This window comes from Pseudoalteromonas sp. APM04, from assembly GCF_022809815.1.
Classification (GTDB): domain Bacteria; phylum Pseudomonadota; class Gammaproteobacteria; order Enterobacterales; family Alteromonadaceae; genus Pseudoalteromonas; species Pseudoalteromonas marina.
The window spans coordinates 1,656,846-1,673,978 of record NZ_CP094441.1 but is presented as its reverse complement, the minus strand read 5'-3'; the positions used below and the strand labels follow the sequence as shown (position 1 = coordinate 1,673,978).

The window sequence follows — 17,133 nt, the reverse complement described above, 5'->3', positions numbered from 1 at the left end:
GCAGTAAATGTCAGTAACACTACAAATAACAAAATCTAATGTGGCTGTACTTGTTTTAAGCCGCCCTGAAAAAAGAAACGCATTTAATAGCGAAGTAATACACGAATTAATTCAATGCATAGAGCATGCAAATACGCTTGATATAAAAGCGCTTGTGTTAAAAACAGAAGGCAAACACTTTTCAGCCGGAGCAGACTTAGCCTGGATGAAATCCATGGCCGATAACAACTACGCCGATAATCTGGCTGACTCTATGCAACTTGCAAAATTAATGCAGGTTTTAGCCACCAGCCCCCACCCAACCGTGTGTGCTGTTCAAGGCGCTGCATTTGGTGGCGCGTTAGGCTTAATTGCTTGTTGCGATATTGCACTGTGTAAAGATGATGCTCAGTTTTGCTTAAGTGAGGTGAAGCTTGGGCTTATTCCTGCGGTAATTAGCCCGTATGTAATTAAAGCCATAGGTGAGCGCGCTGCTCGTAGATATTTTTTAACTGCCGAGGTGTTTGATGCCCACACAGCCAAACAACTTGGATTAGTTCATCAGGTGACCGGTAATTTAGACTGTGCGCTTGATAACATGCTACAAACACTGATTGATAACGGCCCTGTTGCAGTCAAAGCCGCTAAAGCTTTAATTAATGATGTGGCAAACAAGCCTATTAGTGAACAACTTATTGAGATTACGGCCGAACGTATTGCAAAGATCCGTGTATCTGATGAAGGCCAAGAAGGGCTTAGTGCTTTTTTTGATAAACGCCCACCCGCTTGGCAACTGTAGGATTAATTATGAACACACACACTTTAAAAAAGATACTCATTGCCAACCGAGGTGAAATTGCGTGCCGTATTATGCGCAGTGCAAAGCAAATGGGGTTAACGACTGTAGCCGTTTATTCTGACGCCGACAAACACGCACAACATGTAAAAATGGCTGATGAAGCTTACCATATTGGGCCTGCGCCCAGTAAAGACTCTTACCTTGTAACCGATAAAATTTTACAAGTAGCAAAAAATAGTGGTGCAGATTGTATTCACCCTGGGTATGGTTTTTTATCTGAAAACAGCGAATTTGCTAAAGCCTGTGAAGCTAACAACATTGCGTTTATTGGCCCACTTGCAAGCAGCATAGAAGCCATGGGATCTAAAACCCGCGCTAAAGAAATAATGGCTGAAGCAAATGTACCGTTAGTGCCTGGCTATTATGGTGATAATCAAGACCCTGCCTTTTTACAATCTGAGGCCGAAAAAATTGGCTATCCCGTGCTGATTAAAGCGGCTTTTGGGGGCGGTGGTAAAGGTATGCGCGTTGTTGAGCAAGCTAAAGATTTTATGAGTGCTCTTGAAGGCGCACAGCGTGAAGCTATAGCAGGCTTTGGTAATGACTTAGTACTGCTAGAGCGCTATGTTAACCAGCCTCGCCATGTTGAAGTACAGGTGTTTGCAGATAATCACGGTAACTGTGTTTATTTAGGTGATAGAGACTGCTCTTTACAACGTCGTCATCAAAAAGTAATTGAAGAAGCGCCAGCACCAGGTTTAAGTGACACATTACGAAAAGAAATGGGCGAAGCCGCAGTACGTTGTGCTCTGGCTATAAATTACCGTGGTGCAGGTACTGTTGAGTTTTTACTGTGCGGTGATGAGTTTTTCTTTATGGAAATGAACACACGCCTACAAGTAGAACACCCAGTAACGGAAATGGTAACAGGTGTAGATTTAGTCAATTGGCAAATTAATATAGCAGCCGGGGATACCTTGCCTTTAACGCAATCTGACATACAACTACAAGGCCACAGCTTTGAAGCGCGAATTTACGCAGAAGATCCAAGCAACGACTTTATTCCTTGTTCAGGCGTAATTGAATCGTTAAATACTCCGCTTAATAGTGAGTTTGTACGCATAGATACCGGCATTGAACAAGGCGATGAAATCAGCCCCTATTACGACCCAATGATTGCAAAGCTAATAGTACATGATGATAACCGCGAGCAAGCATTGGGGCGTTTACGCCAAGCACTTGGTGAATTTCATTTGGCGGGTTTTAGTACCAACATTGGCTTTTTAAGTAACTTAGCTCATCACCCTACTTTTAACCAGGGCGCGCCAAGTACACACTTTATTGCAGAGCAAGGCGACTCTTTAGTTGCCGTTGATGGTGCACTTTTACAATCTAGTAAGCTCATAGGTGCATTTGCGTACTTATGCTCTTTGAATAATGAGCAAGCTCAGCAAAGCAATGGTAGCCCATGGCAGCAACTTAACGGATTTAACTTAAATTCTCCACGCATCATTAAAGTGCCTTTTAAAGATTTGCAGCTAAGTGCGATTAAAACATCTGAAGGGTTCAACATTACCCATAACAACACGGTATTTAATCTTCAAGGGACAGTCATTAAAGGCGTTTGTACTGTATTTATTGATGGCAATAAGCATATTGCTCATGTCTCACACTGTAATGACGCCATTACGGTTATGAATAAAGCACTACAAACTAAGCTTGAACTCATTAATAAACATTACATAAGTTCACATGAAAGTGATGCATTGCCACTAGCAGCACCACTCAATGGTACCGTGGTTAAACATTTGGTTAATGTTGGCAGTACGATTAGCAAAGGCGATCCTGTTGTGATCATTGAAGCTATGAAAATGGAATACACCCTCAATGCGCCACACGATGGCATTTTACAAAGCTATTGTTTTGGTGAAGGTGAATTGGTATCTCACGGTGCCCTACTCGCCATTGTTGAAGATACCACACAACAGGAAGGTGCCTAATGAGTGCCTTTCCTGATTCGGTTCGTATTGTTGAGGTGGGTGCGCGTGACGGCCTACAAAACGAGAGTTTGGTAAATACTCAGGATAAAATTTCACTGATTAATGCCCTTGCACAAGCCGGTTTAAAAGATATAGAAGCAGGTGCGTTTGTATCCCCTAAATGGGTGCCACAAATGGCAGATTCGGCAGATGTGATTAACGCACTTGACTTACCAGATATTAACTTAAGCGCGCTGACACCAAACTTAAAAGGTGCGCACGCGGCCCATGACGCTGGTATTAAAGAGTTTGCAATTTTTACCGCCGCAAGCGAGTCGTTCTGTAAAAAAAACATCAACTGCTCAGTTGACGAAAGTATCATACGATTCAGTGAAGTTATGAACTTTGCAAAAGAGCATAATATTCGTGTTCGTGGTTACGTAAGTTGTGTACTTGGCTGTCCTTACGAAGGAGACATAGACGCTAAGGCTGTGCTTGATGTAACACAAAAGCTATTAGATTTAGGCTGTTACGAAGTAAGCCTTGGAGACACGATTGGCGTAGGTACTGCAAAAAAAGTAACTCAACTCATAGAATTACTTTTAATGCACATAGACAGCAACCGGCTTGCAGTGCATTTTCATGATACCTACGGGCAAGCGCTCACAAATATTTACGCAGCGCTAAGCCTAGGAATATCAACGGTTGACGCAGCAGTTGCCGGCCTTGGTGGGTGCCCTTATGCTAAAGGCGCGTCAGGAAATGTTGCCACTGAAGATGTCGTTTACTTACTTGATGGCCTTGGCATAAACCATGGAATTGATTTACAAAGGCTTGTTGATGCAGGTTGGGCCATTACTGATGCGCTTAGCAAAACGCCAGTCAGTAAAGTTTCTGTAGCGCTGCACAAAAAACAACAATGACACACTTACGTGTTAACTACTTTTTAGCCTATATATTACTTAAGTAAGTGTAAAACGAAGGTAAATAGTTAACAAAATTTAGCACACAATGAGGAGAGACTCATGGCCGGTTTTGATAAGGTGGTTTCAAGTTACGAAGCTGCAATGGAAGGGTTGAAAGACGGTGATACCATTATTGCCGGTGGTTTTGGTTTATGTGGAATACCTGAAGGTTTAATAAAGCAAATTAAAAAGATGAACACAAAAGAGTTAACCGTTGTATCTAACAACTGCGGTGTTGATGATTTTGGTTTAGGTATTTTATTGCAAGATAAACAAATAAAAAAAGTAATTGCCTCGTATGTTGGAGAAAACGCCCTATTTGAGCAGCAATTATTAAATGGCGAAATAGATGTTGAGCTTACGCCACAAGGAACACTTGCAGAAAAAATGCGCGCTGGTGGTGCCGGTATTCCCGCATTTTATACCGCTACAGGTTACGGTACGCCCGTTGCAGAGGGTAAAGATGTAAAAGAATTTGATGGTCGCCCTTACATTTTAGAAGAGTCAATCACGGGTGAATTTGCCATTGTGAAAGCGTGGAAGGCTGACCGGTATGGAAACCTGGTATTTAGACACACAGCAATGAACTTTAACCCAATGGCTGCAACAGCAGGAAAAATTACTGTGGCAGAAGTGGAAGAAATCGTCGAGCCGGGTGAACTTGAACCAAGCCAAATCCACACCCCTGGCATTTATGTAAATCGCGTGATTAAAGGTAACTTTGAAAAACGCATTGAACGTGTAACAACACGAGATTAAGCAGGAGCAAAGTAATGGCATTATCACGTGAACAAGTTGCAATGCGCGTTGCGCAAGAACTACAAGATGGTTACTACGTTAATTTGGGCATAGGAATTCCGACACTCGTCGCAAACTATGTACCTGATGATATTGAAGTTATGCTACAGTCAGAAAATGGCCTATTAGGTATGGGGCAATACCCAACTAAAGCTGAGCTTGATGCTGATATGATTAACGCGGGTAAAGAAACCGTGACAGCAGCCACAGGTGCTGCCATATTTAATAGTGCAGATAGTTTTGCCATGATACGGGGTGGTCATGTAGACTTAACAGTTCTTGGTGCTTTTGAAGTTGACCAGAACGGTAACATCGCGTCATGGATGATCCCCAAAAAGCTTATTAAAGGCATGGGCGGCGCAATGGACTTAGTTGCTGGCGCAAAAAATATAATTGTTACAATGACCCATGCCAGTAAGCATGGTGAATCTAAGCTTCTTGAAGCATGTAGTTTACCGCTAACCGGTGTAAATTGCGTAAAGAAAATAGTAACAGATTTAGCCGTTTTAGAAGTTAAAGACGGCGCATTTCATCTAATAGAGCGTGCACCCGGTGTATCTGTAGATGAAATTATTAGCAAAACAGCAGGTAAATTACTTGTTGACGGTGAAGTACCAGAAATGGTTTTATAAGCTTATTATATAGTTAACTTTACCCTGTACCGACCTCATTCCCAGTGCCAATGGCGCTGAGTTACCCAAAATCCCTCGTAAGAGGGATTTTTTTTGCCTACAATGCTATTTTTATGGTTAATTAATACACGCTTAATAAATTATTATCTATAATAGATGCATAAATACTGTGTTATTTAGCTAGAGCTATTGCACTAATTTGTTGTTATGATGCACCAAAATTGTGAAGCTGCCCTATCAATAAAATTAAGTTATTGATAGTATTGAATAATAACATTTGGATCGATATTTGCCTGTACAGGTAATCTAAACATTTAAACACTGGAAAACATGCAAACTCCTATTCGTGGTCTTCGTTCTTTTTGCTTTGCAGCAAGAAGCCTAAGTTTTAAGCATGCAGCCAATGAGCTGTACTTAACACCGTCGGCGGTAAGCCACCAAATAAAACAACTAGAAGAACAACTTGGTATAGAGCTGTTTCATCGTAAAACACGTTCGATTAGCCTAACTACGGCTGGAAAAAACTTTTTTGATGCGATCTCCCCTATCATTACTATGTTAGAAGGTACCATTAATGAGTTTAGTCAATTACAACAAAACACAAATATCACGATTACTTTACCCGAGTTTTTTGCCAGTGAATTGCTGATGCCAAAATTAAGCGAATGGACCACTCAGCATCCTAATATTAATTTGCAAATGGACACGCTTAAAACACGTAAAGAACTTACCCGCCATAGTGATTTGTCTATTGTGCTTTCGTCAAGTAAGCCAACTGAGGGCGCAGTCACTGAGCTATTTAATTTAGAATACATTCCTGCATGTAATAAAAAATTACTTGAACAGTGGAAAAACAACGATTTACAAGCACTGAACCAAGTACCACTAATTTTACACAAAGCACGCCCTTGGGCATGGCACCAGTGGGCTGAAAAAGTGGGCATAGATGATTTTTCGCCTACGCAAATTATTCAGATTGATAGTATGTTTGGTGTTGCACGTGCCGCACAGCAAGGTATGGGGATTGCACTTATTCCTCTACCTATAAGCCAAAGCTGGTTAGACGAGCAATGGTTATATAAATTGTTTGAACAGCCATTAACGACTAAAGATAAATATTATTTGGTTCAACACGACTCAAATGTAGCCAACCACCCTCTAGATCTGTTTGCTAAATGGGTAGTTGATACTTTCAGAAAAACCCAAGAACAATAATTTTTAGTTCACACTTAGTTAATTTATTTACTGTATAAATCATAAAAAATTCACATTAAATTAATGTAAAAGCCAACTTATTATCAATGAGTTGGCTTTTTTGTTATTTAATTTTTATGGTTTAAATTTTTTCACTTATCAGTTTTATTTTTATCGTTTGTTTGAATTTAGGAAACAACATAAAGTCTATTTAACGAAAACATTTAATAACTAGATGAGTTGTTATTTAAATAACTAAGTTTGAAACCAATTTAGTTTTTATGACTCAAATAAATGTAAAAAAAATCTTTATATTGTGTGTGAAGATGTTGTCAGTGTGAAAAACAGTTCAAGTTAGGTGGTGACTTAGTTTGGGCTGTTTTTATTCTCTCCACAGCCACATAATATTAAAATCTGCTTTTAGCAGTAAACGAATCTTTATTGTGTGTGAAGATGTTGTCAGTGTGAAAAACAGTTCAAGTTAGGTGGTGACTTAGTTTGGGCTGTTTTTATTCTCTCCACAGCCACATAATATTAAAATCTGCTTTTGGCAGTAAATGAATCTTTATTGTGTGTGAAGATGTTGTCAGTGTGAAAAGCAGTTCAAATTAGGTGGTGACTTAGTTTGGGCTGTTTTTATTCTCTCCAACAGCCACATAATATTAAAATCTGCTTTTGGCAGTAAATGAATCTTTATTGTGTGTGAAGATGTTGTCAGTGTGAAAAGCAGTTCAAATTAGGTGGTGACTTAGTTTGGGCTGTTTTTATTCTCTCCAACGGACACATAATATAAAAATCTGCTTTTAGCAGTAAACGAATCTTTATTGTGTGTGAAGATGTTGTCAGTGTGAAAAGCAGTTCAAATTAGGTGGTGACTTAGTTTGGGCTGTTTTATTTTTCAACAAAAGTGCACCACTTAGTAAATGTTTATAAAGCCCTCAATTATGAGGGCTTTTTTGTACTTGTTACTTTACTAGTCGAAACACCAATTATAGACCGATAGGTTTATATGCGGTATTAGCTATTATCTCGAGGGACAAAGTCTAATACGGTTGCGTTTATACAATATCTATCTTTTCCTCTAGGCCCCTCACCCGGAAATAAATGCCCCAGGTGAATACCTGTGCTTTTAGACCTTAATTCTATGCGTTGCATGCCCCAACTATTGTCCTCGTGTTCGGTTACACTGTTTTTAACAGGGTGCGTAAACGACAGCCAACCTGTACCAGAATTAAAACGGTCTCGAGTATCAAATAAAGCCTCACCACTGAGCTTATCGACAAAGGTGCCATCGGGTGTGTTTTTAAATATTTTATATTCTTTACAATATGGGCGATCTGTTTTTGCATTAAATGCAACTTTATAAGCTTCACTATCTCCCAATTTAAATGCACCTAAAGCTTTGTAAAACGTCTCACGGCTTGCGTAGCCTTGGCGACCATATACTTCTTCACCATTTTCTAAAAATAGAATTGTGGGTGTTGCCCATGTCGCTGATTTAATGGTTAACCCGTCTAATTGATCTGCGTATCTAAATGACAAAGGGATGGTGCCTTTGTAGTCATTTGCCACCTCTTTTTTAAACTTCTCGCAGTAAGGGCAATAGTCTCGAGAGTCTATTATCACTATTTGTTTACCCGTTAATAATGCAGTGTTGTCTTTCGTTTTAACTGGTACTGGTTCAAAAACCACACCAGTAGAATGATCAGGGCAATAACCATTAGGATTTTTTTGCAAATAATTTTGGTGGTATTCTTCAGCAGCTACAAAGCCCTCAAGTGGCTTGATAACGGTGACTATATTTCCATACCCAGCATTGGTTAATAATTGTTGGTATTGCGCTTTAACCTTTAAAGCTGTGTCTTTTTGCGCATCGTTGCTCGTTAATATAATAGATCGATATTGCGTACCAATGTCATTACCTTGTTTGTTTAACTGAGTAGGGTCGTGACTTTCAAAGTAATTTTTAAGTAACTCTTGCGCAGAAATAATATTGCTGTTGTAAGTCACTTTCACTACTTCAGCGTAATTGTTTTCGTCAAAGCGGCGTGATTGCTTAGTAATGTTTTTGTAAGTAGCCTCAAACCCATTGCCATCTGCATAACCAGATTCTGCATCAATTACTCCATCTAGCGCTTCATAGCGTTTTTCTGCGCCCCAAAAACACCCCGATCCTAGTACAAGGCTTTCTACATGCATACTGGCTGCTACATCGCTTTGTTCGACCTTTTCCATCGATAAAGCAAACGCGCCTGCGCTAAATATAATTGCAGCGCCCGATAAATATAATAAATGCTGATAATTCATAATGTACCTCTAAACAAGTCCGTACTAATTAAGACCATTTAAATTTAATTATTATTTCAAACGACTTTTTTATTTATTACGAGGCTAAACATATAAAGTTTACTTTTAAACCTAATTGACAATAAGATTTAAATTTAAGTGTGTTAACAATTTTGCATAAATGTTCTGTGTTGGTCTCAAGGGTATAAATAATTAATTAAATATGTGATAGGTTTGCTTAATGATGTTCGAATTAGGTTTTACTAATGCAAAATCCTCACGTTTACGCTTTATCAAACAATAGCTTATTGCTTGATGCATCTCACTTAAGCACGAGCGGAACACTCAGTATTCAAAAAAAAATTTGGTCTTTAGCAAATCACTGTAAAAAAGATAATTCATTTATTGATATTGTACCCGGTATGAACTCACTCACTTTATATTTAAAGCATGATATTGAGTTAGCTAAATGGCTTGAGCAATTACCAGCTATTTGGAATAACATTAAACCTAATGAGTTCGTAGCTAAACACCACAAAATCAAAACGCATTATAACGGCGCAGACCTAAACTACGTGGCAAATTTTCATAGTTTAAGCATTGATGACGTCATTAACCTTCACAGTGAGCCCCAGTACGCTGTTTTATTTTTGGGGTTTCAACCTGGTTTTGCATACTTAAATGGACTAAACAAGCAACTATTTACACCAAGACGCTCAGAACCTCGTCTTAAAGTACCTAGAGGGTCTGTCGCTATTGGTGCTGACCAAACAGCAATTTACCCGGCAGATTCGCCTGGTGGTTGGCATATTATTGGCCAAACTGACATACCATTATTTGATGCAACGCAAAAAAGCCCATGCTTAATACAGCCTGGTGACACGCTTGAATTTATACCTGGATCTGTGGGGAAATAAATAATGATTAAAGTTATTAAAAGTGGCCCATTACTGAGCATCCAAGATTTTGGACGTAACGGATACCGCCATTTAGGCGTTAGTCAGTCTGGCAGCTTAGACCCTTACGCACAAACCATAGCAAACTGCCTTTTAAGTAATGATAAAAACGCCGCTGTTCTTGAGGTAACCGTTGGCTTGTGCGAACTTGCGTTTGAATGCAACACTGTTATTGCCTTATTTGGTGCTGATTTAAATGCAACACTTGATGAAAAACCGATTTACCCAGGTTGGACATATAATATTAAACAAAAACAGGTGCTAAAATTTTCAACCGGCAGAGCTGGATTAAGAGCCTATATTGCCGTTAAAGGAGGGATTCAAAGCCCAGTTGTTATGAACTCTAAAGCAACTAACTTAAATGCTGGTTTTGGCGGACTAAATGGCAAATCGCTCATAGCCGGTGACACTATTAAAATAACCCCTTACCAATCAGAATTTACTCAATGCGGTGCACTTATGCCGCCAAAACGTAAAATTGTTCGCGTATACCCAAGCCCACATGCAAAGCTCTTCTCAAAACAGATCATTAATGGGTTTACTCAGTCGTCGTTTAAAGTGAGTCACAATAGTAACCGCATGGGTGTTAGGCTTCAAAGTGATAATTATTCTTTAACCCACTCACACTCATTGCCTTCTCTTGCTGTGAGCCCCGGAAGTATTCAACTCCCACCAAATGGAGAACCCATTGTTTTGTTAAACGATGCGCAAACAACGGGGGGTTACCCGTTATTAGGCACCGTAATTGAAGCAGACTTGCATCAATTTGCGCAATACAGACCACTAGATACAATTGAATTTGAATATGTGACGTTTAAACAAGCATTACAAGCCAAACAAAAGCTCGACGGTCATTTAAACCAGTTAAAAATTGCACTTAAAAGCAAACGTTAAGCAATAATTAGTTACGTTGAACATTAACTAATTAGCAGTTGCTTATTGCACCACTGTGTTACAAAAACGAGCTGTCTGTAAAGCAAGCTCACTTGGATAACTCACTAATAGTACAGAGTTTGAGCAACAGAATTGATGCAAAAATAATCATAGTTACTCCTTGTTCACCAACAAGGTGCGGTCACTTAAACATTGGTGCATAAATTATTCTTAATTAATTGCAAAAGCTATGTGACTTGAGTAAATATTTCTGATAAAACAAGGGTTCGCAGTTCAGCAAATTGGCTGATCTGCACACATAATAGGAATGAGGAGTTACTATGTGTTCAATCTTTGGGGTATTAGATATTAAATCTGATCCCGCTCAATTGCGAACTCAAGCAATTGAAATGTCAAAATTACTACGACACCGAGGCCCAGATTGGTCTGGTGTTTACGCGTCTGAAAAAGCAATTTTAGTTCACGAACGTCTTGCAATTGTTGGCGTATCTAGTGGTGCGCAACCTTTATACAACCCTGAAAAAACGCATATTTTAGCGGTAAATGGGGAAATATATAATCACAAAGAGTTAGCTGCAAACTTAGACACTGACTTTACTTTTCAGACACAGTCTGACTGTGAAGTAATATTAGCGCTTTATAAACAAAAAGGTCCTGAGTTTTTAGATGACTTGAACGGTATTTTTGCATTTTGCTTATACGATGAAGAAAATGACGCCTACTTAATTGGTCGCGATCACATTGGTATTATACCGCTATACACTGGCCACGATGAGCACGGTAACTTTTATGTTGCATCTGAGCTAAAAGCACTTTCTCCAATTTGTAAACATATTGAAGAATTTCCTCCTGGTCATTACCTTTACAGTAAAGATGGTGAATTAAAGCCGTATTATAAACGCGATTGGCAAACATTCGACGCAGTGAAAGATAACAGTGCAGAATCTTCAGATGTGAAAGACGCACTAGAGGCAGCCGTTAAACGCCAACTTATGTGTGATGTACCTTACGGTGTATTACTATCTGGTGGATTAGACTCATCGGTAATTTCTGCTATCACACAGCGTTTTGCAGCTAAACGTATTGAAGATAACGACGAAAGTGATGCTTGGTGGCCTAAGCTTCACTCGTTTTCAGTGGGTCTTGAGGGTTCACCCGATTTAGCGGCAGCTCAAAAGGTAGCCGACATGATTGGGACAGTGCACCACCCTATCATTTTTACTATTCAGGAAGGTATTGATGCGCTTCGTGAAGTTATTTACCACATAGAAACTTATGATGTAACCACTATTCGTGCATCAACCCCTATGTATTTAATGGCTCGTCAAATTAAAGCCATGGGTATTAAAATGGTTCTTTCTGGTGAGGGTGCAGATGAATTATTTGGTGGTTACTTATACTTCCATAAAGCGCCAAATGCACAAGAGTTTCATGAAGAGTTAAACCGTAAAGTATCTAAACTTCATATGTTTGACTGCCTGCGCGCTAATAAGTCAATGGCCGCATGGGGTGTTGAAGCCCGCGTACCATTCTTAGACAAAGAATTTGTTGATGTTGCTATGCGCATCAATCCTGAAGCTAAAATGTGTAAAGAAGGCAAAATTGAAAAGCATATTTTACGTGAAGGCTTTGGTGGCTACCTACCTGATGAAGTTTTATGGCGCCAAAAAGAACAGTTTTCTGATGGTGTTGGCTACAGCTGGATAGACACATTAAAAGAGTATGTTGAAGAGCAAGTAAGCGATCAAGACCTCGCTAACGCTAAGTTTAAATACCCTATTAATACCCCTGATTCAAAAGAAGCTTATTACTACCGTGCTATTTTTGAGTCGCACTTCCCAGGTGACGCCTCGGCTAAGTGTGTACCACACGGTAAGTCAGTCGCTTGCTCGACACCAGAAGCACTTGCTTGGGATGAATCATTCCAAAATAATGCGGACCCTTCTGGTCGTGCAGCGGGCGTACACAACGACGCTTACACTGGTAAAAAATAAGCACTAACGTATACACTGCATAAGTTTTATGCAGTGTATAAACTTCCACCACCCCGTTAGGTTCATTTTCTTCTTCAACTTACTAGACTGCTTGGTCTATAAATAATTACTTTAATTATAGTTTAAGTTCTAAGCTTATAGTTTTTATCTACCTACTATTATTTTTTTAAATAGCTATTTTTATGGCTAACATTACCCTTAAAACACGCTATTTTAACTATTTGTTACTTTTATCGTTTATGTAGCTTCGTATCATCTGTAAGATAGAAAAATAAATAGTTAGTCTTCAAATTATTTTTTATTCTCAGTATATAGACTAATGTATTTAATGGGCGGCTGGATAACCAGTTATTTATAATTACAAAAGAGGTATTGCATGAAGGAAAATCATGACAAATATAGTATTGATAATACAGATTACACTGTAGGACAGGATAACGTCCAAAAGTGGGGGTTTGATATTCATAACCCTGTTTTTGGGATTAGTGCGGGTCTTATTATTTTATTTTTAGTTGCCTTACTTGTGACCGAGCCACAAACAGCTAAAACTGCACTCGATACTATTAAATTCGATATTATTAATAACTTTGATGCGCTATTTATGTGGGCTGCTAACTTTTTCGTCGTTTTCTGTTTAGCGCTTATTGTATCTCCATACGGAAATATACGCTTGGGAGGAAGTGAAGCTAAACCCTCTCATACTCGCCTTTCATGGCTTGCAATGTTATTTGCCGCTGGTATGGGTATCGGCCTTATGTTTTGGGGTGTAGCAGAACCTGTTGCTTATTATACTGGCTGGTACGAAACACCATTAAACGTTGCAGCAAACACACCAGAAGCTGCAAAATTAGCCATGGGCGCAACCATGTTCCACTGGGGTCTTCATCCGTGGGCAATTTATGCAGTGGTTAGTTTATCTTTGGCTTTTTTTGCTTACAATAAGGGGCTCCCGCTTTCAATCCGTTCGATTTTTTATCCGATTTTAGGTGATAAAGCGTGGGGATGGCCGGGTCATATTATTGATATTTTGGCTGTTTTGGCTACTTTATTTGGGTTAGCAACTTCATTAGGTTTAGGTGCGCAGCAAGCCTCAGCGGGGATTAACCATGTATTTGGTTTAGAAGGCGGTATTGGCTCGCAAATTTTAGTTATTGTAGGGGTTACTTTATTAGCCGTTATATCCGTTGTTCGCGGCATTGATGGCGGTGTAAAGCTATTAAGTAATATAAACATGCTGATAGCGTTTGTATTACTGTTGTTTGTTTGCCTAGTTGGATTTGCTGTAGCTATGGGGAATGTTCCAAATACAGTAATGGGGTATGTAGAAAACATTATCCCTTTGAGTAACCCACACGGCCGTGAAGACGAAACATGGATGCACGGTTGGACTGTATTTTACTGGGCATGGTGGATTTCGTGGTCACCGTTTGTTGGTATGTTTATAGCCCGTGTTTCACGCGGACGCACTATTCGTGAATTTTTAATCGCTGTATTACTTATTCCAACTTTAGTAACGGTATTGTGGATGTCTATCTACGGTGGTATTGCAATTGATCAAATTATCAATGGTGTTGGCGCGCTTGGGCTTAATGGCTTAACTGAAGTCCCTTTAGCAATGTTTCATATGCTGGATGAACTGCCGCTTTCAAATATATTATCGTTTATTGCGATTGTTCTTGTACTTGTGTTTTTTATTACCTCGTCAGACTCGGGGTCGTTAGTAATCGATTCTATTACAGCCGGTGGTAAGATTGACGCTCCCGTTCCCCAGCGAATATTTTGGGCTACGGTTGAGGGCGCCATTGCTGCTGCGCTACTTTGGATTGGCGGAACACAAGCCATTGAGGCTTTACAAGCGGGTGCTGTGTCAACAGGTTTACCATTTACGTTTGTGCTTTTACTTATGTGTGTGAGCTTATTATTAGGTTTAAGAACTGAGCCTCGCCCAGTTAAGTAATAAATTAACAACAATAAAAAAACGCCGCATTTTTGCGGCGTTTTTATTTATATATGTTCAGCTCCATATAGTGCACAACGGTGTTTCTTCTGTGTAATGATGACGCAATTGAGCTTGTAAAAGCTCAGCGGTTGCAAGCGCATCGGTTAACGCATGATGCCCTTCATAAGCAGGTAGAGAATAACGTTTACGACAGTCATTTAGCCTTAGCGATCCCAGTTTAGTGTTAAATAGCTGCCCTATTAAGCCTTGTTTTTCTTTGAGCGCTCTTCGCTCAAGTTCCATGGTATCTACAACCATAAACTCAATATGCTCTTTTAATCGCAATAATAAGGCACTATTAAAAAAGCCACGTTCGATTGCCGCATAGTGAACAACTATTACCTTAGAACGCAAAGCATCAAGTAAAGGGGCTATAATGTTGTCAAAGTCAGGCGCGTTATCAACATCGTTATGAGTAATACCGTGGATCACAATAGATGATTCACTTAGGTTTCGTCTTGGCTGCACCACCCAATGTTTACTCTGTTTACAGTATATTCGCGCCAATGTGAATGGCACTAACCCTACACTCACAATATCATCTGTTTTACTATTAAGCCCTGTTGTTTCAAAATCTAATGCAACAAAAGGAATGTCTTTTACAGAAGCGCTAGCATCACTAAATGTAGATAAATAAAACTCTTTTAGTAAGTTGTTTTGCGCATCATCGGCAAGCTGAGCATAACGTGTATTCCAGTTTTTAACTTCTTTGAAAAACATAGATTATTTCACACTCGAGTGTGCGGTATAACAAAATTTAAGGTAATTTTGCGCCTTATCTAGAATAGCAAAAGCATCTTTTAAATGACGCTGTTCAAATGGAGAAAGTAGATGCGGATCAAGATTATTGTCGGGTACTTCACCCTGCTCAATTTGCCATGCCTGATGACGTATACGGGTCATCGAAATGTACTCTAACGCATCACGTAAGTCTTGCGCTTTGCCTGCAGGCAAAACATTGGCTTCTATAATATCTTCTAGGCGATCAAATGAATTTTGCTTACGAGATCCAATGGCAAGTGCATGGACGCGAACAACATCACTTAATGGCGCTGTGCCACGTCGTTTTAAATTCATAGATTTTTGATGCTGCCCATTGTGTTCAAGAACAAACCCTTTAAAAAAACCAAGTGGAGGTGTTCTATTACGAGCATTTGCTGCCATATTTGCTAGAAACAGTCTGTTATTTGCACTGTGTTTAGCAATATATGTTTTTAACTCATTAGCCCATTTTGTTTTACCCCACACGCCGTCTAAATCAAAAAATATAGAACTGTTAAGTAAAGCCTGTGGTTTTGGTTCAGCAATCCATTGGGCAAATTGCTCAAACCATTGGTCCTGTGTTTTTCGCCACTTCTTAAATGACGCCATAATTTCACCGTCGCAATAGCTATAGCCACATTGAGCTAATCCATCACAAACAAAGTCACTCAAATTTTGAAAATAAGCATTATGTTTTTCGTCGTCATAGCTATTATCTAGTATAAGTGCATTGTCTTGATCGGTAACAATAAGCTGCTCATCTCTAGCCATAGAGCCTAATGCAATAAAGCAGTAGGGTACTGGCGGCGGGCCGAATTTTTCTTCTGCGAGTATTAGCAACCGTTGTTTAAATGTACGACCAATGACAGCCATTGCAGTACCAACCATATGAGAGTTTGCGTCTTCATTTACCATGCGCACAAATACACGGGGAAGCTGATTTGCGTAGTGAGCTAAGTCTTCAACAGACTGCTGAGCCAATATACCACGCACCAACAATAAGCTACTTTGCGATTCATAACGTAGAATATCTGACAGTGATATAACACCTATTGGACGCTTTTTTTGTACCACAGGAAGATGATGTAAATTATCTCTGAGCATGGCTAGCACGGCTTCAAAAATATAGTCATTCTGATCAAGTAGCACTAGGTTAGTTGACATAATAACGTGTGCAGGCGTGGTGTACTCAAGCCCCTGCGCAACAACTTTAGTTCGTAAATCTTTATCTGTTATTATGCCAACGACTTGCCCGTCATCTTCTTGAGGGTCGTTATTAATAGGCTTATTAACGTCGGTCACTAGCACTGACGAAACCGACTCATCGGTCATGAGCTGTGCAATATTTTTTACTGTTTCAGTTGCATCGACTGTAACAACGTCTCGGTGAAGTAATGATTTTACCTTTGCAGTGGTTAAATCGTTGCCATCGGCTTGCTCCACAATTGCTTGATGCAAACGCACATTACCATCGGTTTCAAAATAATCTGCAAAGACTTCAAATTCATCACAATACTGCAAAAATATGTCAACGTTTATACAATACACTAACGTGTCTTCAAGCGCTGTAGCCGGAAAACGTACTTTGCGATTCATCAACAAGCCCATTTGCCCAAATATTCCCGCAGTGGCCAAACGGTTATAGAGCTCGCCATCACGGCGATACATTTCAACAGCGCCACTTCTTATGATGTACAAATCGGCTATGTCTTGGCCGTATTGTAAAATATCGGTATTAGCCCTGAAGTAACTGACTTCGACTTGTTTAGCAAGTTCATCTAATGCTTTTTGAGGAAGATCATCAAAAGGAGGGTGTTGTGATAAGAATTGCGCTATTTCAATTTGTTCGCTTTGCATTATAGATCCCTACTGATTTCCAATAATGCAATTGTGGGC

General features: G+C 39.6%; 13 protein-coding genes. 10 read left to right on the top strand and 3 right to left on the bottom strand.

Annotated elements, in window-relative coordinates; translation table 11 throughout:
* Positions 1-7: 7 nt before the first annotated feature.
* From MTP24_RS07845 to MTP24_RS07820, 6 genes are all read left to right on the top strand, one after another.
* Positions 8-778, top strand: coding sequence for an enoyl-CoA hydratase/isomerase family protein (locus MTP24_RS07845; protein WP_243533585.1), 771 nt, complete (start codon positions 8-10; stop codon positions 776-778).
* An 8-nt stretch (positions 779-786) separates the two neighbouring features.
* Positions 787-2,778: an acetyl/propionyl/methylcrotonyl-CoA carboxylase subunit alpha gene (locus MTP24_RS07840; RefSeq protein WP_243533583.1), complete on the top strand. Its 1,992-nt coding sequence runs from the start codon at positions 787-789 to the stop codon at positions 2,776-2,778.
* On the top strand, positions 2,778-3,680 hold the full coding sequence (locus MTP24_RS07835; protein WP_243533581.1) for a hydroxymethylglutaryl-CoA lyase: 903 nt from the start codon (positions 2,778-2,780) through the stop codon (positions 3,678-3,680). The genes MTP24_RS07840 and MTP24_RS07835 overlap by 1 nt, the downstream gene beginning before the upstream one ends.
* Positions 3,681-3,782: 102 nt before the next feature.
* Entirely contained in the window at positions 3,783-4,481 is a 699-nt protein-coding gene (locus tag MTP24_RS07830) for a CoA transferase subunit A (protein WP_006794184.1), read from the top strand.
* A gap of 14 nt (positions 4,482-4,495) precedes the next feature.
* The gene (locus MTP24_RS07825) at positions 4,496-5,152 is read left to right on the top strand and encodes a 3-oxoacid CoA-transferase subunit B (protein WP_006794183.1); all 657 of its coding nucleotides are present in this window, start codon (positions 4,496-4,498) and stop codon (positions 5,150-5,152) included.
* 330 nt (positions 5,153-5,482) lie between these two features.
* The gene (locus MTP24_RS07820; RefSeq protein WP_006794182.1) at positions 5,483-6,367 is read left to right on the top strand and encodes a LysR family transcriptional regulator; all 885 of its coding nucleotides are present in this window, start codon (positions 5,483-5,485) and stop codon (positions 6,365-6,367) included.
* Positions 6,368-7,363: 996 nt separating this feature from the next.
* Here the strand turns inward: MTP24_RS07820 and msrA are convergent.
* Positions 7,364-8,653 (bottom strand): peptide-methionine (S)-S-oxide reductase MsrA, encoded by a 1,290-nt coding sequence (gene msrA / locus MTP24_RS07815; RefSeq protein WP_243533579.1) that lies wholly within the window; start codon positions 8,651-8,653, stop codon positions 7,364-7,366.
* 245 nt (positions 8,654-8,898) lie between these two features.
* Here msrA and pxpB point away from each other — a divergent pair, with 245 nt between their 5' ends.
* The 4 genes from pxpB (at position 8,899) to MTP24_RS07795 (ending at position 14,433) form a co-directional block, all read left to right on the top strand.
* Entirely contained in the window at positions 8,899-9,549 is a 651-nt protein-coding gene (gene pxpB / locus MTP24_RS07810) for a 5-oxoprolinase subunit PxpB (protein ID WP_243533577.1), read from the top strand.
* A gap of 3 nt (positions 9,550-9,552) precedes the next feature.
* Complete coding sequence (locus MTP24_RS07805; protein WP_243533574.1) at positions 9,553-10,482, top strand: biotin-dependent carboxyltransferase family protein; 930 nt, start codon at positions 9,553-9,555, stop codon at positions 10,480-10,482.
* A gap of 320 nt (positions 10,483-10,802) precedes the next feature.
* Positions 10,803-12,476 carry an asparagine synthase B gene (gene asnB, locus MTP24_RS07800; RefSeq protein WP_243533572.1) on the top strand — a complete coding sequence of 558 codons (1,674 nt, stop codon included), beginning with the start codon at positions 10,803-10,805 and terminating at the stop codon, positions 12,474-12,476.
* A gap of 376 nt (positions 12,477-12,852) precedes the next feature.
* Complete coding sequence (locus MTP24_RS07795) at positions 12,853-14,433, top strand: BCCT family transporter (RefSeq protein ID WP_058428933.1); 1,581 nt, start codon at positions 12,853-12,855, stop codon at positions 14,431-14,433.
* A 57-nt stretch (positions 14,434-14,490) separates the two neighbouring features.
* Here the strand turns inward: MTP24_RS07795 and MTP24_RS07790 are convergent, their stop codons facing one another.
* Both MTP24_RS07790 and MTP24_RS07785 read right to left on the bottom strand, forming a co-directional pair.
* Positions 14,491-15,195, bottom strand: coding sequence for a 3'-5' exonuclease (locus MTP24_RS07790; protein WP_243533570.1), 705 nt, complete (start codon positions 15,193-15,195; stop codon positions 14,491-14,493).
* Between the two features lie 3 nt (positions 15,196-15,198).
* Positions 15,199-17,094, bottom strand: coding sequence for a DUF294 nucleotidyltransferase-like domain-containing protein (locus MTP24_RS07785; RefSeq protein WP_243533568.1), 1,896 nt, complete (start codon positions 17,092-17,094; stop codon positions 15,199-15,201).
* Positions 17,095-17,133: the final 39 nt, after the last annotated feature.